Genomic DNA, 26,564 nt, shown 5'->3' with positions numbered 1-26,564 from the left:
GGGTCAGCTGGTGCCGAGACCGGCGGCGTCGACCGGGCTGTCACCTGAAGCCCTGAGGACCTTGTTGAGGATCGTCAGGTCGTAGATGCCATTGAGGTCCGGCTTGTCCAGCAGCCCGGCCTTGACCGCGTGTGCCGCCTCGGTGCCGAGGGTGGAGGCCAGCGGGTCGTCGGTGAACTGGATGGACTTCCACGCCGGGTCCAGGACGTTCGCCGGGAGCGCCTTGCCGGAGTCCGCCTCGAGCTGCTTGTTCGCCGCCGCCTTCGCCTGGTCCGGATTGGCGTTGATCCACTTGTTGGCCTCGACCGAGGCCTTCAGCACCGCCTCGACCGCCTTCGGGTGTTCCTTCAGGAAGGCCTGCCGCACGATGATGTTGGTGATCACGAACTTCTTGTCCGGCCACAGCGTCGACTCGTCCAGCAGCACCTTGCCGCCCTCGGCGACCAGCTTGGACGCGGTCGGCTCCGGCACCCAGGCGCCGTCGACCGACCCGGCCTTGAACGCGTCCGGGGTCACCTTGTTGTCGCTGCGGACGACCGTGACATCACCCTTGCCGCTCTGCGCGTCGACCTTCCAGCCCTGCTCCGCGGCCCAGTTGAGGAACGCCACGTCCTGTGTGTTGCCCAGCTGGGGGGTGGCGATCCGCTTGCCCTTGACGTCCTTCAAGGACGAGATCTTCTTCGGGTTCACGATCAGCTTCACCCCGCCGGACGCCGAACCGCCGATGATCTTCAGGCTCTTGCCGTTGGACTTGGTGTAGCCGTTGATCGCGGGGGAGGGGCCGATCCAGCCGATGTCGATGGAGCCGGAGTTGAGCGCCTCGATCTCGGACGGGCCGGCGTTGAAGGTCGCGTACGAGGCCTTGGTGGCGCCCAGTTCCTTCTGGAAGAGGCCCTGCTCACGGCCGACCAGCGCGGTCGCGTGGGTCAGATTGCCGAAATACCCGATCTTGACGGAGTCGAGTCCGTCGATCTTCTTGGCACCGGCGGCGACCTTGGCCGTGTCGTCGTTCTTCGCCTGGGAGCCGTAGCCGCAGGCGGCGAGCGTGAGGAGGGGGAGCGCTGCGAGGGCGGCTATGCCGCGCCGAAACAACGTGGAGCGGGAGGCAGGCACGGGAGGGGTTCCTCTCGTTGGCCCGGCGGTCACGGTCTCTCAGGTCGTGGCCGGGAGGTCGGCAGGTCTTCGTCTACGGCGGTGGGGGGCGAGGGCGCGCAAGCGGTGCGCGTACGTCAGCGCACACATCGGGCCACCCCGCCCTGCCCTCCCCCAAACTCCGTTCGGGGGGACCCCCAGCCGAGGGCGCCGCTGCCGATGCGGCCGCCCTCCTTCGCGAACGTCGCGTAGACGTCGGTCGTGGTCATGGTCAGAAGTCCCAGCCGTCGTCTTCGGACTCGTCCTTGACCGGCTCGGGGGTGGCGAACGACTCGCCGACCATGCCCGCGGTCAGCGTGGTGCCGTCGCTCGGGTCGATCAGGATGAAGGAGCCGGTGCGGCGTGAGTCGGCGTAGGAGTCGACCGGCAGGGGCTCGGCGGTGCGGATCTTCACCCGGCCGATGTCGTTGGCGACCAGCTGTCCCGGGTGCGGGTGCAGGGACAGGTCGTCGAGCGTGAGCCGGGACGGGATGTCCTTCACGATCGCCTTGACCGTGCGGGTGCCGTGCTTGAGCAGCACCCGGTGACCGACGGTCAGCGGGGCGTCGGCGACATGGCAGACGGTCGCCTCCACGTCCTGCGTGGTGGCCGGCGCGTCCTTCGTCGGCACGATCAGGTCGCCGCGCGAGACGTCGATGTCGTCCTCCAGGAGGACGGTCACCGACTGCGTCGTCCACGCCGCGTCGACCGGCTCGCCGAGCAGGTCGATGCCGGAGATCCGGGTGGTCCGCCCGGACGGCAGAACCGTGACCTCCTCGCCGACCCGGAAGGTGCCGGCCGCGATCTGGCCCGCGTAGCCCCGGTAGTCCGGGTGCTCGGCGGTCTGCGGCCGGATCACGTACTGCACGGGCAGCCGGGCGTGGCAGTGCGCCAGATCGTGGCTCACCGGAACGGTCTCGAGGTGTTCCAGGACGGTCGGGCCGCCGTACCAGTCCATGGTGGCGGACGGCTCCACCACGTTGTCACCGGCGAGCGCCGAGATCGGGATCGCGGTGACCTCCGGCACGCCCAGCTCGGTCGCGTACGCCGTGAACTCCTCGGCGATCGCCGCGAACACGGACTCCTCGTACCCGACGAGGTCCATCTTGTTGACCGCGAGGACGACGTGCGGGACACGGAGCAGGGCCGCGATCGCCGCGTGCCGGCGGGTCTGCTCGACGACGCCGTTGCGGGCGTCGACGAGGATCACGGTCAGCTCGGCGGTGGAGGCGCCGGTGACCATGTTGCGGGTGTACTGCACATGGCCCGGGGTGTCGGCCAGGATGAACCGGCGGCGCGGGGTGGCGAAGTAGCGGTAGGCGACGTCGATGGTGATGCCCTGCTCCCGCTCGGCGCGCAGGCCGTCGGTGAGCAGCGCGAGGTCCGGGCCGTCCTGGCCACGGCTCGCGGAGGCCCGCTCCACGGCCTCCAGCTGGTCGGCGAGGACCGACTTGGAGTCGTGCAGCAGCCGTCCGACGAGCGTGGACTTGCCGTCGTCGACGGAGCCGGCGGTGGCGAACCGCAGCAGGGTGGTGGCCGAGAGCGTCTCGGTCGTGGTCGTGCTCATGCTTAGAAGTACCCCTCGCGCTTGCGGTCTTCCATCGCGGCCTCGGACAGCTTGTCGTCGGCGCGGGTCGCGCCCCGCTCGGTCAGCCGGGAGGCGGCGATCTCGGCGATCACGGCGTCCAGCGTCGTGGCGTCGGAGTCGACGGCACCGGTGCAGGACATGTCACCGACGGTGCGGTAGCGGACCTGGCGCTTCTCGACCCTCTCGCCGTCCTTCGGGCCGCCCCACTCGCCCGCCGTCAGCCACATGCCGCTGCGCTGGAACACCTCGCGCTCGTGCGCGAAGTAGATCTCCGGCAGCTCGATGCCCTCGCGGGCGATGTACTGCCACACGTCCAGCTCGGTCCAGTTCGACAGCGGGAACACCCGCACGTGCTCACCGGGCGCGTGCCGGCCGTTGTACAGGTTCCACAGCTCGGGCCGCTGGCGGCGCGGGTCCCACTGGGAGAACTCGTCGCGCAGCGAGAACACCCGCTCCTTCGCCCTGGCCTTCTCCTCGTCCCTCCGTCCGCCGCCGAACACCGCGTCGAACTTCTCGCTCTGGATCTTCTCCGTCAGCGGCAGCGTCTGCAGCGGGTTACGGGTGCCGTCGGGACGTTCCTTGAGCACACCCCGGTCGATGTAGTCCTGGACGGAGGCCACATGGAGGCGCAGCCCGTGCCTGGCCACCGTACGGTCGCGGTACTCCAGGACCTCGGGGAAGTTGTGGCCGGTGTCCACGTGCAGCAGCGAGAAGGGCACCGCGGCCGGGGCGAACGCCTTCAGCGCCAGGTGCAGCATGACGATGGAGTCCTTGCCGCCGGAGAACAGGATCACCGGGTTCTCGAACTCGCCCGCCACCTCGCGGAAGATGTGCACCGCCTCGGACTCCAGTGCGTCCAGGTGCGAGAGGGCGTACGGGCTGCCCGTACCCTCCTCGGCCTTCGCGACGGTCGTCGTCATGCCAGTCCCCTCTCGCTCAGCAGGGCGTACACGGACGCCGCGGACTCCTGCACGCTCTGGTGCTGCGACTCGATCCGCAGGTCGGGCGACTCAGGCTCCTCGTACGGGTCGTCGACACCCGTCAGCCCCGACAGCTCGCCCGCGGCCTGCTTGGCGTACAGCCCCTTCACATCACGCACCGAGCACACCTCGACCGGAGTCGCCACATGGATCTCCAGGTACGACGTCCCGTTCTCCGCGTGCCGCTTGCGTACCGCGTCCCGGCTGTCCGCGTACGGCGCGATCACCGGCACCAGAGCCTTGACGCCGTTACGGGCGAGCAGTTCGGCGACGAAACCGATGCGCTGCACGTTGGTGTGCCGGTCCTCGCGGGAAAAGCCGAGGCCCGCCGAGATGAACTCGCGGATCTCGTCGCCGTCGAGCACCTCGACGCGGTGGCCCTCCTCGCGCAGCCGGCCGGCCAGCTCATAGGCGATGGTGGTCTTGCCGGCGCTCGGCAGACCCGTGAGCCAGACGGTGGCTCCGGTGGTCACGTGGTTCTCCTGGGTCGCAGTGTTCGCTTCCGTCACAGCAGTCGCAGCGGGAGCTGTGGGTGCCGTGTGAGCGGCTGTGTTGGTCGTCATCCGTGCAGCCCGCACTCGGTCTTGCTGCGGCCCGCCCAGCGGCCGGCGCGCGCGTCCTCGCCCTCCAGGACCCGGCGGGTGCACGGGGCACACCCGATGGAGGCGTAGCCGTCCATCAGCAACGGGTTGGTCAGCACGCCGTATTCGGTGATGTAGGCGTCCACGTCGTCCTGCGTCCAGCGGGCGATCGGGGAGACCTTGACCTTCTGCCGCTTCTCGTCCCAGCCGACGACCGGGGTGTTCGCCCGGGTCGGGGACTCGTCGCGGCGCAGGCCGGTCGCCCACGCCTGGTAGCCCATCAGCCCCTCTTCGAGCGGCTTGACCTTGCGCAGCGCGCAGCACAGGTCGGGATCGCGGTCGTGCAGCCTCGGGCCGTACTCCGCGTCCTGCTCGGCGACCGTCTGCTTCGGCGTGAGGGTGATGACGTTGACGTCCATCACGGCCTCGACGGCGTCGCGGGTGCCGATGGTCTCCGGGAAGTGGTAACCGGTGTCGAGGAAGACGACGTCCACGCCCTTCAGCACGCGCGAGGCGAGATGGGCCACGACGGCGTCCTCCATGGACGAGGTGACGCAGAACTTCGTGCCGAAGGTGTCGACCGCCCACTGGAGGATCTCCAGCGCGGAGGCGTCCTCCAGATCGCGGCCCGCCTGCTCGGCGAGCGCCTTCAACTCCTCGCTGGTTCGGTCCTTCTGAGCCGTGGTCATATCCGGTCCCCTCCGTTGTCGGCTCGCTGAAGACCCTGGGCCAGCAGCCCGAGGAACTTCAGCTGGAATGCGCGGTTGCACGCCGCGCATTCCCAGGCGCCGTGACTCTGCTCGTGCGGACGCAGGTCCTCGTCACCGCAGTAGGGGCAGTAGAAGGGTGCGGCACGTTCGCTCATGACAGTGCCTCCTCGTCGGCGCGCGCGGCCCAGGTGGCGAACCGCTCGCCGTCCTCGCGTTCGGCCTGGAACCGCTTCAGGACCCGCTCGACGTAGTCGGGCAGCTCCTCCGCGGTGACCTTCAGTCCGCGCACCTTGCGGCCGAAGCCCGGCTCCAGGCCGAGCGCGCCGCCGAGGTGCACCTGGTAGCCCTCGACCTGCTCGCCCTGGTCGTTGAGGACCAGCTGGCCCTTGAGACCGATGTCCGCGACCTGGATACGGGCGCAGGCGTTCGGGCAGCCGTTGAGGTTGATGGTGATCGGCTCGTCGAAGTCCGGCAGGCGGCGCTCCAGTTCGTCGATCAGCTGCGAGCCGCGCTGCTTGGTCTCGACGATGGCGAGCTTGCAGAACTCGATGCCGGTGCAGGCCATGGTGCCGCGCCGGAAGGAGGACGGCCGGGCGGTGAGGTCCAGCGCCTCCAGGCCCTCGACCAGCGAGTCGACCTTGCCCTGCTCGACATCGAGGACGATCATCTTCTGCTCGACGGTGGTGCGCACCCGGCCCGAGCCGTGCGCCTCCGCGAGCTCGGCGATCTTCGTGAGCGTGGCGCCGTCGACGCGGCCGACACGCGGGGCGAAACCGACGTAGTAACGGCCGTCCTTCTGCCGGTGCACGCCGATGTGGTCGCGCCACTGCTGCACGGGCTGCTCGGGGGCGGGCCCGTCGATCAGCTTGCGCCCGCCCAGGTACTCGTCCTCCAGCACCTGACGGAACTTCTCCGCGCCCCAGTCGGCGACGAGGAACTTCAGCCGGGCGCGGTTGCGCAGCCGGCGGTAGCCGTAGTCACGGAAGATCGAGATGACGCCCTCGTAGACGTCCGGGACCTCGTCGATCGGCACCCAGGCGCCCAGTCGCACACCGAGCTTGGGGTTGGTGGACAGGCCACCGCCCACCCACAGGTCGAAGCCCGGCCCGTGCTCGGGGTGCCGTACGCCGACGAACGCCACGTCGTTGATCTCGTGCACGACGTCCAGCAGCGGCGAGCCCGAGATGGCCGTCTTGAACTTCCGGGGGAGGTTCGAGTACGCCTTGTTGTTCAGGACGCGGCGCTTCATCTCCTCCAGTGCCGGGGTGGCGTCGATGATCTCGTCCTCGGCGATGCCCGCCACCGGGGAGCCGATCATCACACGCGGGGTGTCACCGCAGGCGGTCACGGTGGACAGGCCCACGGCCTCCAGCCGCTCCCAGATCTCGGGCACGTCCTCGATCCGGATCCAGTGGTACTGCACGTTCTGCCGGTCGGTGATGTCCGCGGTGCCGCGCGCGAACTCCTGGGAGATCTCCCCGATGACGCGCAGCTGCTGGGTGGTCAGCGCACCGCCGTCGATGCGCACCCGCATCATGAAGTAGCGGTCGTCGAGCTCCTCCGGCTCCAGCACCGCCGTCTTGCCGCCGTCGATCCCGGGCTTGCGCTGGGTGTACAGCCCCCACCAGCGCATCCGGCCGCGCAGGTCGCTGGGGTCGATCGAGTCGAAACCGCGCTTGGAGTAGATCGTCTCAATGCGTGTCCGCACATTGAGACCGTCGTCGTCCTTCTTGACCTGCTCGTTGCCGTTCAGCGGGGTGAAGTGACCCACCGCCCACTGACCCTCACCACGGTGACGGCTCACCTTGCGGCGGGGCGCGGAGGCGGCGGGGTTCGGCGGAGTGGCGGCCATGGTTCTACGTCCTTCGGGACCGGTGGGAATCGGCTCTGACCTGCGCAGATGCGCGCACGCGGACAGGCGTGCGCGTCGTCGCGCAAGGAACATCAGGAAAGGGGGTTCGCGGCGGTGCTGGGGCGGTCAGCTCGCCGGACAGATGGCGCTGGACATGCGGCCGAGGTCGACGTGCCGCCGACTCACCAAGGCAATTCCAGTTCCAGACATGACGGAAGCGTGTCATGGCGATCTGGACACAGTCCAGCTTTATCCAACATGCGGACACCCTTGTCCCGAAGTATGGGACAAGGGTGTCGTCGCTCACATGCCGTGCGGGAGGGCTTGTCCCGACAGGTCAGGCCGGGTAGGCGCCGGGCCAGGGACCGGGCGCCGCCACATCCGGCTCCAGCTCGACCTTGGTGTCGAACAACTCGAAGCCGCGACGCTGGTAGTTGTCCATGGCGAACTCGCCGTCCTTGCTGCACGTGTGCAGCCACACCCGCTTCGTCGGCGTCCGCTCGGGCCACCGCTCGGCCAGGTCCCAGGCACGCGCCGTGCCGTACGACAGCAGATGGCCGCCGATGCGCCGGCCGCGGAAGGCGGGGACCAGCCCGAAGTAGACGATCTCGACCGTGCCCTCGTCCTGCGGTTCCAGCTCCACATAGCCGGCCGGGGTGCCCCGGTCGTAGGCCACCCAGGTCTCCACGCCGGGCCGGTCCAGATACTCCTGCCACCTGTCGTACGTCCAGACCAGCCGGTCGGTCCAGCGGATGTCGCCGCCGACCGAGGCATACAGGAAACGGCTGAACTCGGGGGAGGGAACCTCGGCGCGCACGATCCGGACATCGCCCTCGGGCGCGGCGGCGGGCAGGAGATCGGCCGGCGAGGTCTGCTCCAGGGACCAGGTGGTGACAGGGACGCTGCTCATGCGGGCCAGGGAATCATCCCACCGCCCGGTCTGTCGATCGCACCGGTCACCCTGTGGACAGCCGGTCCCCTCGGGGTCGGTGGTGTGGTCAGTCCAGGGAGCGGTCCAGGGCCGCCAGGGGTACGGCGAAGAGCATCCGGTCCGACAGCGACCACACCTCGCCCGTCTCCTGCCAGTAGGACAGGGAGCCCGCGGCCTCGGCCCAGCAGCGGTGCGAGCCGTCCGCGCCGCAGTGCGCCGCCTTCGCGCCGTCGGCGTCCTGCCGCCACAGCCCGCCGTGTCCGTCCTGTGAGCCGGGCAGGCGTCCCACATACCAGGACGCGTCCCTCGCCCCGGGCTGCCGGTACGACAGCACGCCCCGGATCCCGGCCGTCCGGGTCCGGTAGGCGTCCACCGCCGTCACCCGCCCCGCGGCGTCCGCGGCGAGCAGCCCTTCGCGCGCCGGATCCGTACTGAACGCATACCGCCACAGCCGGGCGCTGCGCTCACCGTCCGGCGCGGTCCACTCCGCGGCGACCAGGCTGTCCGGCACGGTGCCCCGGTCCAGGGCGAGCGCGCCGGGACAGGGCGGGCCGGAGCGGTGGCAGTGGCCCCCGGTGAAGCGGTACGAGCCGACCGCGGGCATCACATAGCGGTAGCCGTCGGCGGACCAGCCGCCGGGCACCCGGCCGATCGCGGGCCCGTCGACGTCGGCGCGCTGGATCCGGTCGAGGTCGTAGACGTACAGCGCGTCGGCGCCGCCGGTGCCGGCGGTGACCAGCAGCTTGTCCTGGTACCAGACCATCCCGGAGATCCCGGAGGCCAGCCCGCGGTAGTCACGGCCGCCGTCGACCGGCACCACCAGCAGTACCCATCGGTAGGCGAGGCGGGCGGGATCGTCGGCGTTCACGAAGGCGACCCTGGCCAGCCCCCGCTCGGCGGCCCGGCCCGCGGTGGTGCTGTGGGTCCAGCCGGCCAGCACGACCCGGTGGGCGCCCCAGACACCGTCGTCGTCGGCGTCCCCGGACGTGGTCACCGACGCCGGCCGCCAGGCGGTGCCTTCGGAGTCGGCCTGGTCCCAGCAGTAGGCGCGGGTGGCGGCCGGGCTGACGGGCAGGGACGCGCGGTCGGCGGAGGAGCAGTCGGCGGACGCGCGCATCCCGCGGTCGGCGCTCGCCAGGACGGCGTCCACACCGACCGGGCGGCCCATCGCGGCGGAGAGCCGGTCCAGTGTGCGGGCGGGGACCAGCCGCTCCTGGAGCCGCAGCCGGCCCTTGTCCGTGGCAGAGGAGAGCGGCCTGAGCGCGCCGGGGCTGTCGGTGACGTCCGCCTGGGACGCGCTGATCAGGGTGGCGGCCGCGGTGAGCGCCAGCGCGGTCCCGGTCAGGACCGCGCGCAGTGCAGCGCCCCGCCTGCGCCGGCGGTGTCTGCCGCGATGCTTCATCTCGTCCCCTTCTCCAGGGCTCCTTCGCCGCCGGGGCGCGTCGGCCGGTGGCGGTCCAACTGCTCCTGATGATCAATAGGTTGATGCGAGAAGCGGCTGGGGAGGCCCTCATGGGATGCTACGGCAGCAACGGCCCGCGCAGGGCGAAGACCCCGCAAATATGCGGAAGACACGCTCACCGGTCCGCGGACCCGCCGCACTGCGCGGCCGTCCGCCTCCGCACGATCGCCGGCGCCGTCGAGGAAGGCAGCAGGTCACGGGGGTCGCCGGGGAGGAGCACCTCGAACTCCGCGTCCCCGCGGAAACGATACGGCCGATGCTGCAGAAGTTCCCCGCAGTACCGCCGGATCCGGGACATCTCCGCCCGCACCGTCACCGTGCGTGATGCGTCCCCGAACAGATCCTCGGCCAGGGCCGCCGCCCCGCGGCCGGCGCGGTGCGTGGCGAGCAGATACAGCAACTCGGCGTGCCGGGGACTCAGTTCGCGCGACCAGGACCCCGCCGCACCGGACACCGTCAGCGTACTGCGTCCCGGCCTGGCCAGGTCCAGCACGATCCGCGGAGGCGCGCCGACCGGTTCCTCGGCCGCGCGCAGCAACCAGCCCCCGGCCAGCGGCTCCACCGCGCACGACCCGAGCGACGGCAGCCACCGGTGGCCCGGCGCCAGCGACTTGGGCAGCGCGACCCGCCGTACATACGGCATCCCGGACACCGCCGCCGACCAGCCGTCCCGGTCCACCACCAGCGCCCGCCCGTCCAGCCGGGCCAGCACCGGCGCCGCCACCGACCGCAGCCGCTCCAGCGAGTCCCGGTGCAACTCCCGCAGCCGCGCCTCGGCCAGCTTGGCCACCGAGTCCACCCAGGCGAGGGTCGCCGGATGCATGGTCTCCAGCGGGCCGCTGACGTCCACCACACCGATCAGCCGGCCGTCCCTGGGATCGGTGATCGGCGCGCCGGTACAGGTCCAGGAGGCGTGCGAGCGGACGAAGTGCTCGGCGGCGAAGACCTGTACGGGCCGCCGTACCACCGCCGGGGTGCCCACCCCGTTGGTGCCGACGACGTCTTCCCGCCAGTCCGCGCCGAGTTCGAAGCCCAGGCCGTCCGCCTTGCGCAGCACCGGCGAGGCTCCCTCCCGCCACAGCACCCGCCCGTCCGCGTCGGCGACGACCATGATGTGCTGGGCGACATCGGCGACCGAAAGCAGACCCTGTCGCAGCACCGGCAGGACATGCCTGAGCGGCGACTCCTCGCGCCGGCGCAGCACTTCCTCGGAGGGCAGCAGCCCGGATCTGAAGTCGTGGTCGGGATCGACACCGCTGCGCAGCATCCGTCCCCAGGACTGCTCGATCACCGGCCGGGGCGCGATTCTCGCCCGCTGACCGGCAAGGGTGGCGTCGCGTACCTCGCTCAGCAGCCGCGCCGCCTGTGCCGCGTCCACGGCGGCCAGGCGCGCCACGTTCATCGGCGGGTTCACCACGGGGGTCCTCCCGGTAAGGGCGTCGAACATACTTGTCAAGCCGTCCTGGCGGCGGTTTCCGGTCCGGCTGCTATCTCTCATACTGCCGCTCCGGGCAGGCCGGAGGCACACACTCCGCGCACGTGCCCCCACAAGTTGCAACCCCTTGCAACCCTGGTGGACGGTCGGGGGGTGGCCGAGACTTGACCCCGACGCGGTGTCGCGTCCGCGGGCTTAACGGGCCCATGAGGTGGGGGTGGTGCCGTGTCGGCGCAGCACCACCCCCGCCGGGGGTTCGGCCGGCTTCGCTCGGACCGGCAGCGTGCGTTTCAGAGTGCCGGGCGTGCTCGTTCCACAATCGACGCCAGATCCAGGCCTGTTGGCAGAGTGCCGAAAGACGCTCCGTGGTCGCCGCCCAGGCGGGACGCGCAGAAGGCGTCTGCCACCTCCGGCGGGGCGTGCCGGACCAGGAGCGAACCCTGGAGCACCAGCGCGAGGCGTTCCACGACCCGCCGGGCCCGGCCCTCGACGGCGTCCAGATCGGCGAGCTCGGTGAAGAGGTCCTTCACGGCGCGGTCGAGACGGTGGTCGGCGCCGTGTGAGCGGCCGATCTCGGTCAGGCAGGCGTCGAGTGCGCCCGGCTCGCGTTGCAGCGCCCGGAGCACGTCCAGCGCCTGAACGTTTCCGGCGCCCTCCCAGATCGAGTTCAGCGGGGACTCCCGTACCAGCCGGGGCAGGCCCGACTCCTCGACGTAACCGTTTCCGCCCAGGCACTCCGCGGCCTCGACCGCAACGGGCGCACAGCGCTTGGTGACCCAGTACTTGGCGGCCGGCACCGCCAGCCGCAGAAAGGCGCGCTCCGGTTCGCTGCCGTCGTCGTAGGCGGCCGCCAGCCTGAGCGTGAGCGCGGTCGCCGCCTCCGACTCCAGCGCGAGGTCGGCCAGGACGTTCCGCATCAGCGGCTTGTCGATCAGCTTCCCGCCGAACGCCTCCCGGTAGGCGCAGTGGTGGACCGCCTGCGCCACCGCCTGCCGCATCAGGCCCGCCGAGCCGAGCGCGCAGTCCAGCCGGGTGGCCGCGACCATCTCGATGATCGTCCGCACCCCGCGCCCCTCCTCGCCGACCCGGCGCGCCCAGGTGCCGGCGAACTCCACCTCGGCCGAGGCGTTGGACCGGTTGCCCAGCTTGTCCTTCAGCCGCTGGATGAGGAACACATTGCGGGTGCCGTCCGGCAGGACGCGCGGCACCAGGAAGCAGGTGAGGCCCTCCGGGGCCTGCGCCAGCACCAGGAAGGCGTCCGACATGGGAGCCGAGCAGAACCACTTGTGCCCGGTCAGTTCGTACGCGCCCGCCTCGGCGAGCGGCCGGGCCTCGGTGGTGTTCGCGCGGACATCACTGCCGCCCTGCTTCTCGGTCATGCCCATACCGAAGAGCACGCCGGGCTTGCGCGCGGCGGGCCGCAGCTCGCGGTCGTAGACCGTGGACGTCAGCCGCGGCTCCCACTCGGCGGCGAGCACCGGATCGGTCCGCAGCGCCGGCACCGCCGCGTGGGTCATCGACAGCGGGCAGCAGTTGCCCGCCTCGACCTGGGTCCAGACCAGGAAGCCGGCGGCCCGGCGGACATGCCCGGACGGCCGGGTCCAGGCGCCGGTCAGCCCCGCCGCGACCCCCTTGCCGAGCAGCCGGTGCCAGGCCGGGTGGAAGTCGACCTCGTCGATCCGGTGGCCGTACCGGTCGTGGGTGCGCAGCCGGGGCGGGTGCTCGTTCGCCTGCGCCCCCCACTCCTGCACCTGGGCCGAGCCCGCGGCGCGGCCCAGCGCGGACAGCTCCGAGCGCACCTCGTCCAGCACGCCCGGACCGGTGTGCCGCTCGACCGCGGCCACGAGGGCCCGGTCGGCGGTGAAGACGTCGTAGCCGACCAGGGGAGGCGGCTGGTTCGTCACGGTGTGGGTGGAGGTGCCTGCCATGATTGCGAACCTACCCGGGACAGCAGCGGTGGTGGCCTCCAGAGTGGCACAGTGGCCCCGCCGGGCGCGCCGGAACCGCTCGCCCGCCCCGGAAGGTGAGGGCGGTCCGGTGCTGCGGATACCTTTGGGTCGTGCAGCCAGCAAGTGAACCCCCCGCGCGGCCCGCCGGTCGCCTCCACCGGGCCAGAGCTCTCTACCGGAACGTCTCCAAGCGCAAGACGGCCTGGCTGCTGCTCAAGGACACCGTCAACTCCTGCATGGAGTACCGCATCCTGGGCCTGGCGGCCGAGGCGGCGTTCTTCACACTGCTGTCCGTGCCGCCGCTGCTGCTCTGCCTCATCGGGCTGCTCGCCTACGTCGACACCTGGACCGGCGCCCACACCATCAGCAGCCTCGAGACCAACATCCTCGAGGCCTCCCGGACGGTCCTGTCCGACAAGGGTGTGAAGGAGATCACCGAACCGATCCTGCACGACGTGATGAAGGGCCGGCCCGACGTCATCTCCATCGGCTTCGTCTTCGCCCTGTGGTCGGGATCGCGCGCGGTGAACGTCTTCATCGACACCATCACCGTGATGTACGGCCTCGACGGCGTCCGGGGCATCGTCAAGACCCGGATGATGTCGTTCCTGCTGTTCATCGTGGCGCTGCTGATCGGCTCGGTGGCCCTGCCGCTGATGGTGGCGGGCCCGGACGCGGTCGTGCGGGTGGTGCCCTGGTCGGAGACGTTGGTGCAGGTCCTGTACTGGCCGGTCGTCATCGTCCTGTCCGTCGCCTTCCTGACGACCCTGTACCACGTGTCCGTACCGGTCCGCTCACCGTGGATCGAGGACGTGCCCGGCGCCCTCGTCGCCCTGGCCATGTGGGTCCTCGGCAGCTTCCTGCTGCGGATCTACCTCGTGCACACCATCGAGGGCGCCACCATCTACGGCTCCCTCGCCGCCTCCGTCGCCGTGCTGCTGTGGATCGGCGTGTCGGCCTTCGCGGTCCTTGTCGGCGCGGCCGTGAACGCCGCCATCGACCGGGTCTGGCCCGCCGCCGCCACGGCCGCCGCCCGCGCCGCGAACGAGCGGATGCGGGAGGTGCAGGTCGCCGAGTACGTCGCCCGGGCCGCGGCGGCCCGCGAGGCCGACCCCGACGACCCCGACATGCCCTCCGAGTTCCCCGAGCGCTGGTCCCGCTTCCTGCCCCCCGAGGACGTCACGGCCCGCCTGCGCACCCACGCCAAGCACACCCACCACGCGCACAAGGCCAACGGCCGGGACCCGCACGAGGCCAACGGCGACCGGCCGCCGCACGAGACCGACGAACGGCATCCGCACGAGTCCAACGGGGACGGCGGGACCGCGCACTAGGAGAACCGACCTGGTGGGGCGCATGGCCCGCGGGTGTCGGCGGGGAGGGATCCGGGCGCTTGGGGCGCGGGCGCCGGGCGTGCAGGCCGGCGGGCTCGGGCGTACGGGCGCGCACGTGCAAGGGGGGCGTGCGCCTGTACCGGCCGAGAGGCCCCGCTCGCCGGCGCCAGGCCTGCCCCGCCCCGGCCGCGGCCGCCTCCCAGGCGAGGTCCCCGAAGGTCCCCGGCGCAGCACCTACCGCACGCCGTCCTAGACGTGCAGATTCCGCCCGTCGAGCAGGGACGCGAACAGCTCGACCAGGAACTCCACCTCCTCGGCCGGCCCCGCGACCCCGGCCGACCGCTCGCCGGGCCGCGCCCGCCGCCAAGTCCGACGTGTCCCGCGCGGCCCTCGCCCGCCGCTTCACCGACCTCGTCAGCGAACCCCCGATGTCCTAACTGACCGGCTGGCGGATCACCCTCGCCGCCGACCGCCTGCGCGACACGGACCTCACCCTCGACAGCGTCTCCCGCCAGGTCGGCCACGGCAGCGCCTGTACCGCATGAGTCCACTCGGTCGTCTCCACCCGGTGAGTGAGGCCGCCGTCCACCTCCCCGCGCCCCGCCTCAGCCGAAGGTGACCGGACCGTTGGGCGTGTCCACCGTGAAGGAGAGTGCGAGGGGGCCCGCGGCGAGGGCCAGGCTCGTGCCCAGGGCCGTGAGCGGGCCGCGTACCTCCTCCGGGTCCGGCACCGTGGCGGAGACCTCCAGCAGCGGGGTGACCGGCAGCCCCGAGGCCGCGGGGTGGCGGGACTCGCCCCAGTCGATCAGGAACGGGACCAGGCCGGAGGGATGCGCACGGCCGCCGTCGGTCAGCCGCCACCGCAGCAAGGTGCCGTCGGGGGTGCGGCGGCTCATCGGGTGCACAGGGCCGGGGTCGTAGCCCCGCTCGCGGGCCGTCGTGAGCGTCGCGTCCAGGTCGGGTGGGCTGATCGCCCAGGTCAGTGTGCGCGGCCCGGCCAGGCCGTCGACCCCGAACGGCCGCGGACCGTCGGGCTCGGGCTGCTCGGGATCGGGGCCGAGGATCTCCAGGTAGCTGCGGCCGCCCAGCCCCACCAGATGGTTGCGCGTGCCGAGGTCAGGATGCGCACCGCCGGGCACGGGCGTCACCCCGGTCCGCCGCGCGAAGTCGGCGACGGTCGCCGCCAGATCGGGCGTGGCGAGCACGAGATGGTCCAGGAACGGGGGAACGGCGCTCATGCCCGGCGAGGCTACGGTCAGCGGGCCTGTGCTTCAAGGGAGTTGGAGCGGCCACGGGCCGCTGCGTCCTAGGGTCGTCCCATGGCCGCGCGACTGCTGCTCTACACCCGCACCACGGACTACCGCCACGACTCCATCCCGGACGCCGTCGCCGCCGTGCGCGCGCTGGGCCGGTTCGCCGTCGAGCACACCGAGGATCCGGTGGACCTCGAACGGCCGCTGGACGGGTACGCGGTCGTCGTCTTCCTGTCCACCAGCGGCGATGTGCTGACCCCGGTCGGCCGGGAGCGGCTCGCGCGGTACGTCGACGCGGGCGGCGGTTTCGCGGGGGTGCACGCGGCGGCCTGCACCGAGTACGGCTGGCCGTACTACGGCGAACTCCTCGGCGCCCGCTTCGTACGGCACCCGGCCCTCCAGCCCGGCCGGGCCGTCGTCGAGGACCCCGGCCATCCTGCGACCCGCGGGCTGCCGGCCGTCTGGGACTTCACCGACGAGTGGTACGACTTCGACGCCAGCCCCCGCGCACGGGTGCGCGTGCTGCTGAGCGCGGACGAGGCGTCGTACGACGGCGGCGGGATGGGCGCGGACCATCCGCTGGCCTGGTGCCGTGAGCAGGGACCGGGTGGTGGTCGCGTGTTCTACACCGCACTCGGTCACGCCGCCGAGGCCTACCGCGATCCGGCCTTCCTGGCCCACCTGGACGGCGGGCTCGGTTGGGCGGGACGGCTCCATGCGTGACGTTTCTCCGGTGAACCGGTTCCACCATTGGGGTGAGTAAAGCTCGCGTACGCGGAAGGTCACGTGAGTATCTAGAGAAGCTCTTGTCTTGGCAAAGGGCGTCGAGACGCGTCGGCCATCCGGCCCCGCGTCACCCACCCACAGGAGGAGCCGGACCTTGACTTACGGTAAGAAGCTGCGCGAGCGCATCGCCGGGCCCGGGACCACACCGCTGATCGGCGTGTACGACATGTACTCGGCGTCGATCGCGGCCAAGCACTACGACGGGATGTTCGTTTCGGGCTTCGGCTTCGCGGCCTCGTACTACGGGCTGCCGGACATCGGTTTCATCGCATGGCCCGACATGGTGGCCTTCGTCCAGCGGCTGCGGGGCGCGTTCCCGCACCATCATCTGCTGGTCGACATCGACGACGGGTACGTCGACCCCGAGGTCGCCTGTCACGTCGTCGAGGGGCTGGAGCGCATCGGCGCCTCCGGTGTGATCCTCGAGGACCAGAAACGGCCCCGCCGCTGCGGCCATGCCGACGGCAAACAGGTGCTGCCGCTGGAGGAGTACCTGGAGAAGCTGCACAAGGTCCTGCAGACCCGCGAGGACCTGGTCGTCGTCGCCCGTACGGACGCCACCGACGAGCACGACATCCTGCACCGCGCCGAGCGACTGGCCGCGACCGACGCCGACGTGGTGCTGGTCGACGGGGTGCGCAGCATCGAGTGGATCAAGCGCATCCGTGAGGTCGTCGGAGACAAGCCGCTGCTGTTCAACCAGATCGCCGGCGGCAAGTCGCCCCGGCTGTCCCTCGGTGAGCTGTCCGACCTCGGCGTCGACGTCGCGATCTACAGCACCCCGTGCCTGTTCGCGGCGCACGAGGCGATGGACTCCGCGCTCGCCGGCCTGAAGGCGGCCGACGGCCGGCTGCCGGAGGTGGATCCGGCGAGCGGGATCGGCGTGAAGGCCGCCACCAGCCTGCTGGAGCGCAACATCGCCCGCGAGCGGCTCACCCCCGAAGGGGTGGGCGTGTGACGGGCGCCGTACTCCGGCTCGGGATGGTGGCGGCCGTCGCCGCCGCGGTGCTCGGGGCCGGTGCGGCACCGGCGGCCGCGTCCGGCAGTCTGCTCACCGTGATCGACAACTCCCACGCCGACTCCTGGCTGGAGATCGACCGCACGGCCAATGTCCAGACCGGCAAGGGCACCGCCGGCAGCGACCACGACGGCAGCGCCGTGGACGCGATCGAGGCCCTCGTCGGCGCCGCCCACCGCCACCGCGGGGAGGACTGACCGGCGGCCGTCCCCCCGTCACCCCGCACACGGCGTACGACGGCGGCCGGGCACCCTCTGCGGGAGGTGCCCGGCCGTCACCGCGGTGCAGGCCCGGGCGGGCCGGGGGCCGGTTCAGTCCTCGCCGAGGTCGGGCCGGCCGTCCTTGGGGTCGTGCTCGTCGCCGGGTGCGGCCACGGTGGCCCGGTGCGGTCCGGGAGCGACGGTGTGACAGGCGGCGTGGGCCGTGCCGTAGGCGGTGACCAGGGCGACTGCGGCCACGGCGAGGGCCGCTGTGGTGCGCGTGGTGAGGTCCATGCCCGGGAAACGATCCCGCCCGGGATGCCGTCACCGTCCTGCGCCCGAAAAGGCGCCCCACATCACGCAGTTGGCCGTCCCTCGGGCCTGCCCGGTCCCGCCCGCGCCGGTGCGGAAACCGTATCCCATCGTCACTCCGACCCGGCGGGCCTGTGGACAGCCGCCCCCGAGGGCCCGGTGAACCTGTGGACAGCGGCCCTCCAGGGCTCGGTGGGCCGGTGGACAGCAACCCTCCCGCGGGCATCAGGCGACCCGGGCCAGATCCGCGTGCCGCACCTCGTGCAACGGCGGCAGGCCCGCCGCCAGCCGCTCCAGCTCCGCCACGACGATCTCGCCCAACCGCTCCAGCTCGTTGCCGAGCGAGCCCGCGATGTGCGGGGTGAGGAACACGTTGGGCAGCCGGTACAGCGGGGAACCGGCGGGCAGCGGCTCGGGCTCGGTGACGTCGAGGACCGCGCGCAGTCGACCCGAGACCAGCTCCTCGGTCAGCGCCTCGTGGTCGACCAGCGCACCGCGTGCGGTGTTGATCAGCACACCGCCGTCCCGGATGAGGCCGAGCCGGGCCCGGTCGAGCATGTGGTGGGTCTCGGGGATGTCGGGGGCGTGCAGGCTGACGATGTCGCTGCGCCGCAACAGCTCCTCCAGCGGCAGCAGTTCCGCCCCGAGGGCGGCGGCCGCGGCGGGGCCCACGTAGGGGTCGTGCAGCAGCACCTTGAGGTCGAACGGGCGCAGCAGCTCCATGAGCCGGCGGCCCACGCGGGAGGCGCCGACGACCCCGACGCGGCGGCCGAGGTTGCCGGTGGCCCGGGTCTCGGCGGGGGGCGGGCCGGCGTGGGTGCGGCGGTAGCGCTCGCGGTGGTCGAAGGCGTCCTTCCCGACGAGCAGGATCATCGCGAGCGCGTACTCCGCCACCGGCAGGGCGTTGCCCGTGACCGCGCTGGACACGGTGACGCGGTGCTTCCACAGGGGCTCGCCGATCAGGGAACGCACCGAGCCCGCGGCGTGCAGGACGGCACGCAGCTTCGGGACCGCGGCCAGGACATCGGCGTCCAGATGCGGACAGCCCCAGCCGGTGATCAGCACCTCGGTCCGGGCCAGGGCGTCGGCCGCCGCCGGATCGGTGAAGTCCCGTACGACGAGCTCCGTGTCGATGTCGGCCGTCCGCCTCAGCCGGGCCATGAGCGGCGGGGGGAAGAGCAACGGCAGGTGCACCGGATCCATCGCGAACACGGCCCGTGGCTGGTGAGGGCTGGGCATGGCTCTCCTGGGAGGGAAGCGGGAACAGGGATGGAGCTGGTACCTGGATGCTTGCAGAAACCTTCAGAAAGCGCCTTCTACCGTATGTCTGCCGGGGAACGGCGGTCAATCGGCAGGCGGAGTGGCAGGGGTGGGGTGTATTGGCGATCCCGGCGCGGCTCGCGCACCAACACCGCCGGCCGGGGCCGCTGTCGGAGTCCGCCTCCGCCGCCATGCCGACCCCGTCCGTGCCACGGCTCACCTCGCCCACAACCGCCTTCGCGAACACGGGCGTTCCCTTCCAGCACCTCCTGCGGGCGGCGCACGAACCCACCCGGTTCACGGCGGACGGGCTGCCCGACGGCCTGCGCGTCGACCCCCGCACCGGCCTGATCTCCGGAACACCCACCGGCACCGGCGAGTTCACCGTCACCACCACCGCGGGCGACGCGGCCGGCGACACCAGCGGCACCCTCACCCTCACCGTCGGCACCCCGCCGCCCGCGCCCTGGACGTAGGGCGACCTCGGTGACGTCATCCTCGACGACCGCGCCTACGGCACGCTCGGCGTGGTCGCCGTCCAGACCCCCGCCTGCACCGCCCACCAGGACGGGACCTTCGTGGTGCGGGGCGCCGGGACCGACCTCAGTGTCAACAACCAGGACGTGACGGGCCAGTTCGTACGGCAGTCCGTCACCGGCGACTGCGAGATCACCGCCCGGCTGGTCTCCCGCAGCGGGGCGAGCGGCGACCGGGTCGGACTGCTCATGGCCAAGTCCCTGTCACCGTTCGACCAGGCGGCCGGGGCGATCGTCACCGGCGGCACCAGCGCCCAGCTCATGCTGCGCACGACCGTCGCCGGAAAGTCCGCCTTCACGGGCAACGCGACGGTCACCGCCCCCTGCCTGCTACGGCTCAGGCGCACCGGCACGACCTTCACCGCCTGTGCCTCCACCGACGGCGGCGCCACCTGGACCCCCTCGACCTCCTGGCCCGCAGGACCACCGAGTTCGACGAGGTGAGCATCACCCCCATGTAGACACTCCACGATGGGAGATGCCCTCCATGAGCCGCACATCCCCCCACGCACACCTCCCGGGACCGAGGTCAGCCGCCGCGGTCTGCTCAAGACCGCCGGCGGCCTCACCGCCGCCCTCGCCCACGGCGCCTCCGCCCCCGCGGCCCCGGCGACCTTCACCCACCCCGGGATGCTGCACAACTGGGGCGACATCAACCGCGCCAAGGTCAGGGTCGCCGCGGGCGACGACCCCCGGCTGTCCGGCTGGAACAGGCTGACCGCCAACTCCCACTCCGCGTCCACCCGGACACCCAACCCGCAGGCCACCATCATCCGCAACAGCTTCCTGACCAACCACAACGACGCCTGCATCACCAACTACTGGGCCAACTGGGACCTGTGCAACACGGCCGCGACCAGGGGCACACCATCATGGGCATGGGCCAGATGGGCGCCCTCTGCGAGATGGCCTGGAACCAGGGTGACGACCTGTACTCGTACGACGACCGCCGCTTCATGAAGGCCGCCCAGTACGTCGCGAAGTACAACACCGGCCAGGACGTCCCCTACACCACCTACACCTGGGGCAGTGGCCAGAACTGCGCCCAGCAGTCGCAGACGGTCATCGGCTCCGGCTCCCGCGGGCAGGTCCGCCCCGTGTGGGCGATGCTCCACTTCCACTACAACCGCCGTCTGTACCTGGACGACAAGTACATCTCGGCCCTGTACCACGACCTTGTGGCCCTCGAAGGCGGCGGCGGTGACTACGGCTCCACCAGAGGCGGCCACGACCAGCTCGGCTTCGGCACGCTGATGTACGCCAAGTAGCCGCCGCACGGAAAGCAACACGTCCCTCACCTACCGTACCGGGGTAGCCCGAACGGCCCTCCCGCGCGCCCGTGCGCCGGAATACCGGGCGCTCTTGTGGTGCTCTGATGGTGCACGGTGCACGAGCGCGCGGCGAAGGGCTGGTGGGCGATGACGGCGGACCAGGCGAACCCCGTGGTCAGAACGCCGTACGGGGCCGTACGCGGCCGGTACGAGCAGGGTGTCGCGGTGTTCCGGGGCATCCCGTACGCCGCCCCGCCCTTCGGCCCCCGGCGGTTCCGTCCGCCCGAGCCGCCCGAGCCCTGGGACGGGGTGCGCGACGCCGGCGCCTTCGGGCCCACCGCGCCGAAACCGCCGTACTCCGAGGCGTTCGCCCAGTACCTGTCCGACCCGGAGATCCCCGGCGACGACTGCCTCAACCTCAACGTATGGACCCCCGAGCCGGGTCCCGGCGCCCGCCTCCCGGTCCTGGTCTGGCTCCACGGCGGCGCTCTGACCAGGGGATCCTCCGCCGTGCCCGTCTACGACGGCGCCACCTTCGCCCGGGACGGCGTCGTCTGTGTCTCCGTCAACTACCGGCTCGGCGTCGAGGGCTACGGGCTCTTCCCCGACGCACCGCCCAACGCCGGCCTGCGCGACCAGCTCGCCGCCCTGCGCTGGGTGCACCATGCGATCGGTGCCTTCGGCGGCGACCCGGACCAGGTCACCCTGTGCGGCCAGTCGGCAGGCGCCATCAGCGTCGGCGCCCTGCTCGCCGCACCCGCGAGCCGGGGCCTGATCCGGCGCGCGGTGCTGCAGAGCGGACCACCGGAGGCGTCCGAACGGGACAAGGTACGGCGGATGGTGCGCCGCATGGCCACCCGGCTGAAGATCCCCGCCACCGCCGAGGCCTTCGCCGCCGTCGACCGTGACCTGCTGCTGCGCACCCAGGCCGAGGTCGGCCGGCTGAGCAGCCCGGTCCTGGGCGGACCCGCGTTCGGCATCGTCGTGGACGGCGACCTCGTGCCCCGCGATCCCCTCCAGGCCCTGATCGACGGCGACGCCGCCCAGGGTGTCGAGCTGCTCATGGGCTGGACCCGGGACGAGTACCGGCTCTGGCTGGTGCCCGGCGGGCTGCTGGAACGCGTCGACCGGCTCGGGCCCGTCGCCCTCGCCGGAGCCATGGCCCGCTGCCGCGCCGGCCACGAGGTGCCCCGCGGCTACCGCGCCCTGCACCCCGACGCCGGCGCCGCCGAGATCGTCGGCCAGATGGTCACCGACCATCTGCTGCGCCTCCCGCTGCACCGCCTCGCCGACGCCCGCCCCGGCGCTTCGTACGCCTATGAGTTCGCCTGGCCGTCCAACCGCCCCGGCCTCGGCGCCTGCCACGCCCTGGAACTGGGGTTCGTCTTCGACTCCGGTGACCTGCCCGAATCGAAGAAGCTGGCGGGCGAGGGCGCCCCGCGGGAGCTGGCCGAGGCGATGCACGCGGCCTGGGTACGCTTCGCGACGACCGGGGACCCCGGCTGGCAGGCCTGGGACGCGTCCCATCCGGTGCGGGTCTTCGGCGACGGCGAACCGCATACCGCACACGGGCCGCGGGACGCGGAAATCGCCCTCTGGTCGACCGCCCCCACCGACCCGGAACCCGGCCCCGCCTCGGACGTCCGGGCACCGGGAGCGGAGCTGGCGGCGGCGGCACGGCGCTTGCGGCGGTCGGTGGGGGCCCGGCGGCGGTGAATGGTCACGGTCGCCGGCTGTCGGTCGCGCGCTGACGGGAGTCAGCCGCTCATCCCTCGGTCGCCGCCACCGAATCCCGCACCACCCCATGCGTGCCCAACAGCAGGTGCTCGCCGGGGGAGTCCGCGGCGTGGCCCAGGGCGGTGCGCCCGCAGCACCCGGGTCCGGGTCGCCGAGCTCACCGGATACACCACGCCCAGCACCCGGGACACCGTCGACGCGGACACCCCGGCCCGCGCCGCGACAACCCCGGATCGTGCTCCGCCCGGCGGCCTCGCTCTTCCTGGTCACACCCAGCCCCTCCGCACCGTCGGGAACTGCGGCAACGCCATAGAAACCGGTTCCCGTGCGGGAGGCTAGCGCTCGGAAGGAGGCGGGGCCAGTGTCACCGGGGCACATACGTGCGATGAACGACGCAACCGTCCCTCGTCGTTCAGGCCGTGCCCAAGGCCCGCCTGATCGACGCGATCGCCTCCGGCCCCACCCGGCAGCACCCCCCGATGAGCTTCGCCCCCGCGTCCCGCCACGTCTTCACCTGGTCGGCGCCGAACCTCGTCCGCCCCGTCCAGGCGCGCGCCTCGGCGTCCCAGGCCTCGCCGCTGTTCGGATAGACCACCACCGGCTTGCCGGTGACCCGCGCCGCGATCTCCACGGCGGGCTCCACGTCCTTCGGCGCACAGCAGTTCACGCCGACCGCGATCACCTCGCCCACGTCGGCGGCCAGGGCGAAGGCCTCCTCCAGCGGCTGCCCGGCCCGCGTGTGCCGGCCGTCGACCGAGTACGACAGCCAGGCCGGCACCCCCAGTCCGCGCACCGCCCTGAGCAGCGCGGCGCCCTCGTCGGCGTCCGGCACCGTCTCCAGCGCGAGGACGTCCGGCGCGGCGGCGGCCAGCACCTCCATCCGCGGCCGGTGAAAGCGCTCCAACTCGTCCACGCTCAGCCCGTAGCGGCCGCGGTACTCGGAGCCGTCCGCGAGCATCGCGCCGTACGGCCCGACGGACGCCGCCACCCACAGCGGCCGGTCGATGCCCTCCTCCTCGGCCTGCCGGGCGGCCTCCCGCGCGAGGTCCACGCTCCGCGCGAGCAGCCGCGCGGCCTCGTCATGGCCGATCCCGCGCCGCGCGAAACCCTCGAAGGTGGCCTGGTAGCTCGCGGTGATGGCCACGTCCGCGCCCGCCCGGAAGTAGGTGAGATGCGCCTGCGTCACCGCTTCCGGCCGTTCGGCGAGCAGCCGCGCCGACCACAGCTCGTCGCTGAGGTCGTAGCCGGCCGACTCCAGCTGGTTGGACATGCCGCCGTCGAGCACGACCGTCCCGGCGGCGAGGGCGGAGGCGAGGCTGGGGGAGGCGTCGCTGGTCATGTCACGACGCTAGTCGAAACGGAACGCCGGCGGGCCTTGGCGTCCGGCTGGTGAGCGTCCCGCCGCGCCATGACTGACCTGCGGAAAACCGCCGTGTCAGGTTCGGCGGGCTGCCCCCGGCTCCGGTGCGCGCTCCGCTCGTGCACAACCGACGTGCGCACAGCAGTGGTCCGTGGTGACCTCGGGCTCGTACGTGAACATCAAGGCCCGGACGACCGGCGAGTGCCTGGACGTGTCCGGCGCATCCACCGCCAACTCCGTGGCGATCACCACCTACGCCTGCAACGGAGGAACGAACCAGCAGTGGACGCACGGAACATGAACCGACCTCAGGCGAGCAGGTCGATGGCGTCGATCGCCGTGCCCGCGCTGAGATGGCCCGTCGTCCCCGAACCGCTCACCAGGTCGATCCTCAGCACGTTGTACCGGCTGGGGTCCGTGTGCTCGGCTGGGTGGCCGGGAGGGGATCGCCGAGGCCCAGGTGCCGTTGACCGTGTCTGTGGCCGGCCGCCCGCGCAGGCCGGCCACCGACGAGGCCACCTACCGGGCCAACCTGGAGACCCTGTCCGCGGGCATCCGGGACCAGGGCGGCGAGCCGGTGCTCGTCACCCCGATCGTCCGCCGCTGGTTCAACGCCGACGGCACCCTGGACAACAGCACCGCACTGCTGGTCAACGGTCTCGGCGTCGATCTCCCGGCGGTCGTCCGGTCCGTGGCCGCCGCCGAACACGTCCCCCTGATCGACCTCACCGCGAAGACCAAGGCACTGGTGGAGTCCCTCGGCCCGGAGGGCTCCAAGGCGATCTACCTCTACAACGAGAAGCGTCTGGTCCGCGACGCGCTTGCCGACCTGCATCTGGTGCCCGAGGGCTCCGTGCGGGTGGGATGAGCTCCTGGGGCGCCCCGACCGGAACCGGGGCGTCCCGGGCCCCGCCAGGAAGGACAGCACTGCCGTGATCCGACTGCCCGCCGACGACCGCGAGTCGAGCCCGTACACCGGCTACACCCGCGCCCACTGGGAGGCCGCCGCCGACGCCCTGCTGGCCGCCGTCCAGCCCTACGCCACCCCCGACGGCGCCCTCTACCATCTGCCCGGCGACCATGTGAGCCACTCCGGGCACCTCTCCGACGGCCTGGAGGGGTACGCCCGTACGCTGCTGCTGGCCGCCTTCCGCCGCGACGAGACCGCGCTCGGCCGCTATGCCGACGGCCTCGCCGCCGGGCCCCGCGGGGTCTGGCCGCGCATCGAGGACCGCGGCCAGCCGCTCGTCGAGGCCGCGTCGCTCGCGCTCGCCCTGCGGCTGACCCGGCCGCTGCTGTGGGACCGGCTCGACGACTCCGTACGGCAGCGCACCGCCGACTGGCTGGCGGACGCGCTCACCGCGGAACCCTGGCCGTGCAACTGGGAGTTGTTCCCCGTCACCGTCGGCGGCTTCCTGGTGGAGATCGGCCACCGGCCGGAGGCGGCACGCAAGGCGATCGACCGCGGTCTGGAACGGATCGAGGGCTGGTACCTCGGCGACGGCTGGTACACCGACGGTGACGGCCGGAAGTTCGACTACTACAACGGCTGGGCCATGCACCTGTACCCGGTCCTCCACGCCTGGCTGGCCGACGACAGCGAACTGCTTTCTGTGTACGGCGGACGGTTGTCGCGCCACCTCGCCGAATACGCCCGCCTGTTCGACGGCGACGGCGCTCCCATGCACCAAGGCCGCTCCCTCACCTACCGTTTCGCGACGACCGCCCCGCTCTGGCTCGGCGCACTGACCGGACAGACGCCCCTGGCCCCCGGTGAGACCCGGCGCCTGGCCTCCGGCGCGCTGCGGTACTTCCTCGACGGCGGCGCGGTCGACGAGCGCGGACTGCTTCCGCTGGGCTGGCTCGGCCCCGACGAGTCACTGGTGCAGAACTACTCGGGCCCGGCCTCCCCGTACTGGGCCAGTAAAGGGTTTCTCGGCCTGTTGCTGCCCGCGGAGCACGAGGTGTGGACGGCGACCGAGCAACCGGGCCCGGCCGAGCGCGCCGACGAGGTGCGGCCCGTCCGGGCCCCCAACTGGCTGCTGCAGTCCACCCGTTCGGACGGGCTGGTCCGGCTGCACAACCACGGCAGCGAGGACATCCGCTACGACCCCTACTACACCCGGCTCGCCTACTCGACGGCGACCGTGCCCACCGCGTCGTACGACAACAGCGTGATCGTCGGCGGCGATCCGAGCCGCACCGGGATCGAACCGCTCGGCACGGGCGAGGGATGGATCGCCTCGCGGCACACCGTGCGCGACGGGATCACCGTCACCAGCCTCGTGCTGGCCGAGGGCGCGGTGGAGGTGCGCGCCCATCTCGTGGCCGGGGCCGAGCCCGGGACACCGGTGCGGATCACCGGTTGGCCGGCCTCGGACGGGCTGCGCGCCGAACTCCTGCCCGTGTCGGGCCTGTCCGGGGAGATGACGGGGGAGACGGGGGCGGGCGAGGCCACGCTGTTCGTGGCGCTCGCCCGGCTCACCGGCGAGCCGGCCCCCCGGCCCCTCGCGGAGCTGGTGTCCGTACAGGTGGGCGAGCAGTACGAGGTGAGCGTCCGCTGGGCGTCCGGCGCGGAACGCGTCTTCGGCTTCACGGCTGCGGACGGGCGGGCCAGGGCTTCGGACGGGCGATCCGCAGGCTCGTCGTGGTCGGTGCGGCGCCGGTGACATGGGCGGAGCGGGGCGCGGTGACGGGCGCGTAGGCCCAGGTGCGGGTGCCCGGGGGCGGTCACCGCGGTGGAACGGGTTGCCGTCGGCTCGGGGTTCCGCTTGGGCACCCGCCCGACGGACCAGGTCGGCCGAGGGCGCGCCGGCGGGGCGACTGCCGTTCACCGGTCCGGCCCGCACCGTTCGGCCCGCGCCGAAGGGTTCGGCGC

26 protein-coding genes and 4 pseudogenes are annotated in these 26,564 nt (G+C 72.2%); 12 read left to right on the top strand and 18 right to left on the bottom strand.

Annotated elements, in window-relative coordinates; genetic code table 11:
* Nucleotides 1-3: 3 nt before the first annotated feature.
* The 13 genes from ACZ418_RS33625 to ACZ418_RS33565 all read right to left on the bottom strand — a co-directional run bounded on the left by ACZ418_RS33625 (nt 4) and on the right by ACZ418_RS33565 (nt 12,598).
* On the bottom strand, nt 4-1,113 hold the full coding sequence (locus tag ACZ418_RS33625) for an aliphatic sulfonate ABC transporter substrate-binding protein (protein WP_468370707.1): 1,110 nt from the start codon (nt 1,111-1,113) through the stop codon (nt 4-6).
* Nucleotides 1,114-1,229: 116 nt separating this feature from the next.
* Nucleotides 1,230-1,361, bottom strand: coding sequence for a hypothetical protein (locus ACZ418_RS33620; RefSeq protein WP_468370705.1), 132 nt, complete (start codon nt 1,359-1,361; stop codon nt 1,230-1,232).
* Between the two features lie 2 nt (nt 1,362-1,363).
* Entirely contained in the window at nt 1,364-2,698 is a 1,335-nt protein-coding gene (locus ACZ418_RS33615) for a sulfate adenylyltransferase subunit 1 (protein WP_468370704.1), read from the bottom strand.
* A gap of 2 nt (nt 2,699-2,700) precedes the next feature.
* On the bottom strand, nt 2,701-3,639 hold the full coding sequence (cysD, locus tag ACZ418_RS33610) for a sulfate adenylyltransferase subunit CysD (protein WP_468370702.1): 939 nt from the start codon (nt 3,637-3,639) through the stop codon (nt 2,701-2,703).
* A complete protein-coding gene (cysC, locus tag ACZ418_RS33605; protein ID WP_468370700.1) occupies nt 3,636-4,172 on the bottom strand; it encodes an adenylyl-sulfate kinase in 537 nt (178 codons plus the stop codon). The genes cysD and cysC overlap by 4 nt, the downstream gene beginning before the upstream one ends.
* 86 nt (nt 4,173-4,258) lie before the next feature.
* A complete protein-coding gene (locus ACZ418_RS33600; protein ID WP_468370699.1) occupies nt 4,259-4,969 on the bottom strand; it encodes a phosphoadenylyl-sulfate reductase in 711 nt (236 codons plus the stop codon).
* The gene (locus tag ACZ418_RS33595; RefSeq protein WP_468370697.1) at nt 4,966-5,145 is read right to left on the bottom strand and encodes a hypothetical protein; all 180 of its coding nucleotides are present in this window, start codon (nt 5,143-5,145) and stop codon (nt 4,966-4,968) included. The genes ACZ418_RS33600 and ACZ418_RS33595 overlap by 4 nt, the downstream gene beginning before the upstream one ends.
* Nucleotides 5,142-6,842 (bottom strand): nitrite/sulfite reductase, encoded by a 1,701-nt coding sequence (locus tag ACZ418_RS33590; RefSeq protein WP_468370695.1) that lies wholly within the window; start codon nt 6,840-6,842, stop codon nt 5,142-5,144. The genes ACZ418_RS33595 and ACZ418_RS33590 overlap by 4 nt, the downstream gene beginning before the upstream one ends.
* A gap of 126 nt (nt 6,843-6,968) precedes the next feature.
* A complete protein-coding gene (locus ACZ418_RS33585; protein ID WP_309486338.1) occupies nt 6,969-7,052 on the bottom strand; it encodes a putative leader peptide in 84 nt (27 codons plus the stop codon).
* Nucleotides 7,053-7,179: 127 nt separating this feature from the next.
* Nucleotides 7,180-7,752 (bottom strand): GNAT family N-acetyltransferase, encoded by a 573-nt coding sequence (locus ACZ418_RS33580; RefSeq protein ID WP_468370693.1) that lies wholly within the window; start codon nt 7,750-7,752, stop codon nt 7,180-7,182.
* A gap of 88 nt (nt 7,753-7,840) precedes the next feature.
* A complete protein-coding gene (locus ACZ418_RS33575; protein WP_468370692.1) occupies nt 7,841-9,175 on the bottom strand; it encodes a hypothetical protein in 1,335 nt (444 codons plus the stop codon).
* A 175-nt stretch (nt 9,176-9,350) separates the two neighbouring features.
* Nucleotides 9,351-10,637 carry a GAF domain-containing protein gene (locus ACZ418_RS33570; RefSeq protein ID WP_468370757.1) on the bottom strand — a complete coding sequence of 429 codons (1,287 nt, stop codon included), beginning with the start codon at nt 10,635-10,637 and terminating at the stop codon, nt 9,351-9,353.
* Between the two features lie 323 nt (nt 10,638-10,960).
* Complete coding sequence (locus ACZ418_RS33565) at nt 10,961-12,598, bottom strand: acyl-CoA dehydrogenase family protein (protein WP_468370690.1); 1,638 nt, start codon at nt 12,596-12,598, stop codon at nt 10,961-10,963.
* 131 nt (nt 12,599-12,729) lie between these two features.
* Between ACZ418_RS33565 and ACZ418_RS33560 the strand changes: the two genes are divergently transcribed.
* Both ACZ418_RS33560 and ACZ418_RS33555 read left to right on the top strand, forming a co-directional pair.
* The gene (locus ACZ418_RS33560) at nt 12,730-13,953 is read left to right on the top strand and encodes a YihY/virulence factor BrkB family protein (protein ID WP_468370689.1); all 1,224 of its coding nucleotides are present in this window, start codon (nt 12,730-12,732) and stop codon (nt 13,951-13,953) included.
* 350 nt (nt 13,954-14,303) lie between these two features.
* Nucleotides 14,304-14,486, top strand: a pseudogene (locus tag ACZ418_RS33555) (helix-turn-helix transcriptional regulator); the annotation flags it as partial.
* Between the two features lie 72 nt (nt 14,487-14,558).
* On the opposite strand, the gene ACZ418_RS33550 reads toward ACZ418_RS33555, so the two are convergent.
* Nucleotides 14,559-15,191, bottom strand: a complete 633-nt coding sequence (locus ACZ418_RS33550) for a VOC family protein (RefSeq protein ID WP_468370688.1) — start codon at nt 15,189-15,191, stop codon at nt 14,559-14,561.
* An 81-nt stretch (nt 15,192-15,272) separates the two neighbouring features.
* On the opposite strand from ACZ418_RS33550, the gene ACZ418_RS33545 reads away from it, so the two are divergent.
* The 3 genes from ACZ418_RS33545 (at nt 15,273) to ACZ418_RS33535 (ending at nt 17,207) form a co-directional block, all read left to right on the top strand.
* Entirely contained in the window at nt 15,273-15,929 is a 657-nt protein-coding gene (locus tag ACZ418_RS33545) for a ThuA domain-containing protein (RefSeq protein ID WP_468370686.1), read from the top strand.
* Nucleotides 15,930-16,086: 157 nt separating this feature from the next.
* Nucleotides 16,087-16,950: an isocitrate lyase/PEP mutase family protein gene (locus ACZ418_RS33540; protein ID WP_468370684.1), complete on the top strand. Its 864-nt coding sequence runs from the start codon at nt 16,087-16,089 to the stop codon at nt 16,948-16,950.
* Nucleotides 16,947-17,207: a hypothetical protein gene (locus tag ACZ418_RS33535; protein ID WP_468370682.1), complete on the top strand. Its 261-nt coding sequence runs from the start codon at nt 16,947-16,949 to the stop codon at nt 17,205-17,207. Before ACZ418_RS33540 ends, ACZ418_RS33535 begins: the two co-directional genes overlap by 4 nt.
* Before the next feature lie 114 nt (nt 17,208-17,321).
* Here the strand turns inward: ACZ418_RS33535 and ACZ418_RS33530 are convergent, their stop codons facing one another.
* On the bottom strand, nt 17,322-17,504 hold the full coding sequence (locus tag ACZ418_RS33530) for a hypothetical protein (RefSeq protein WP_468370680.1): 183 nt from the start codon (nt 17,502-17,504) through the stop codon (nt 17,322-17,324).
* Between the two features lie 243 nt (nt 17,505-17,747).
* On the bottom strand, nt 17,748-18,761 hold the full coding sequence (locus tag ACZ418_RS33525; RefSeq protein WP_468370678.1) for a hydroxyacid dehydrogenase: 1,014 nt from the start codon (nt 18,759-18,761) through the stop codon (nt 17,748-17,750).
* A 212-nt stretch (nt 18,762-18,973) separates the two neighbouring features.
* Between ACZ418_RS33525 and ACZ418_RS33520 the strand changes: the two genes are divergently transcribed.
* From ACZ418_RS33520 to ACZ418_RS33505, 4 genes and pseudogenes are all read left to right on the top strand, one after another.
* Nucleotides 18,974-19,258 carry a putative Ig domain-containing protein gene (locus ACZ418_RS33520; protein WP_468370677.1) on the top strand — a complete coding sequence of 95 codons (285 nt, stop codon included), beginning with the start codon at nt 18,974-18,976 and terminating at the stop codon, nt 19,256-19,258.
* Between the two features lie 51 nt (nt 19,259-19,309).
* Nucleotides 19,310-19,762 (top strand): hypothetical protein, encoded by a 453-nt coding sequence (locus ACZ418_RS33515; protein ID WP_468370675.1) that lies wholly within the window; start codon nt 19,310-19,312, stop codon nt 19,760-19,762.
* Nucleotides 19,763-19,789: 27 nt separating this feature from the next.
* Nucleotides 19,790-20,586 (top strand): annotated as a pseudogene (locus tag ACZ418_RS33510) (hypothetical protein).
* A 150-nt stretch (nt 20,587-20,736) separates the two neighbouring features.
* A complete protein-coding gene (locus ACZ418_RS33505; RefSeq protein WP_468370755.1) occupies nt 20,737-22,305 on the top strand; it encodes a carboxylesterase/lipase family protein in 1,569 nt (522 codons plus the stop codon).
* A 140-nt stretch (nt 22,306-22,445) separates the two neighbouring features.
* Here ACZ418_RS33505 and ACZ418_RS33500 read toward each other — a convergent pair.
* A pseudogene (locus ACZ418_RS33500) lies at nt 22,446-22,596 on the bottom strand (LacI family DNA-binding transcriptional regulator); the annotation flags it as partial.
* A gap of 142 nt (nt 22,597-22,738) precedes the next feature.
* Nucleotides 22,739-23,665: a homocysteine S-methyltransferase gene (mmuM, locus tag ACZ418_RS33495; protein WP_468370673.1), complete on the bottom strand. Its 927-nt coding sequence runs from the start codon at nt 23,663-23,665 to the stop codon at nt 22,739-22,741.
* A 73-nt stretch (nt 23,666-23,738) separates the two neighbouring features.
* Here mmuM and ACZ418_RS33490 point away from each other — a divergent pair, with 73 nt between their 5' ends.
* The 3 genes and pseudogenes from ACZ418_RS33490 (at nt 23,739) to ACZ418_RS33480 (ending at nt 26,355) form a co-directional block, all read left to right on the top strand.
* Nucleotides 23,739-23,987: an RICIN domain-containing protein gene (locus tag ACZ418_RS33490; RefSeq protein WP_468370753.1), complete on the top strand. Its 249-nt coding sequence runs from the start codon at nt 23,739-23,741 to the stop codon at nt 23,985-23,987.
* Between the two features lie 204 nt (nt 23,988-24,191).
* Nucleotides 24,192-24,554, top strand: a pseudogene (locus ACZ418_RS33485) (SGNH/GDSL hydrolase family protein); the annotation flags it as partial.
* 67 nt (nt 24,555-24,621) lie between these two features.
* Complete coding sequence (locus ACZ418_RS33480; protein ID WP_468370751.1) at nt 24,622-26,355, top strand: DUF2264 domain-containing protein; 1,734 nt, start codon at nt 24,622-24,624, stop codon at nt 26,353-26,355.
* Nucleotides 26,356-26,564: the final 209 nt, after the last annotated feature.

Source organism: Streptomyces sp. NPDC030820, from assembly GCF_055572075.1.
This window is presented reverse-complemented; position numbering and strand designations above follow the sequence as displayed.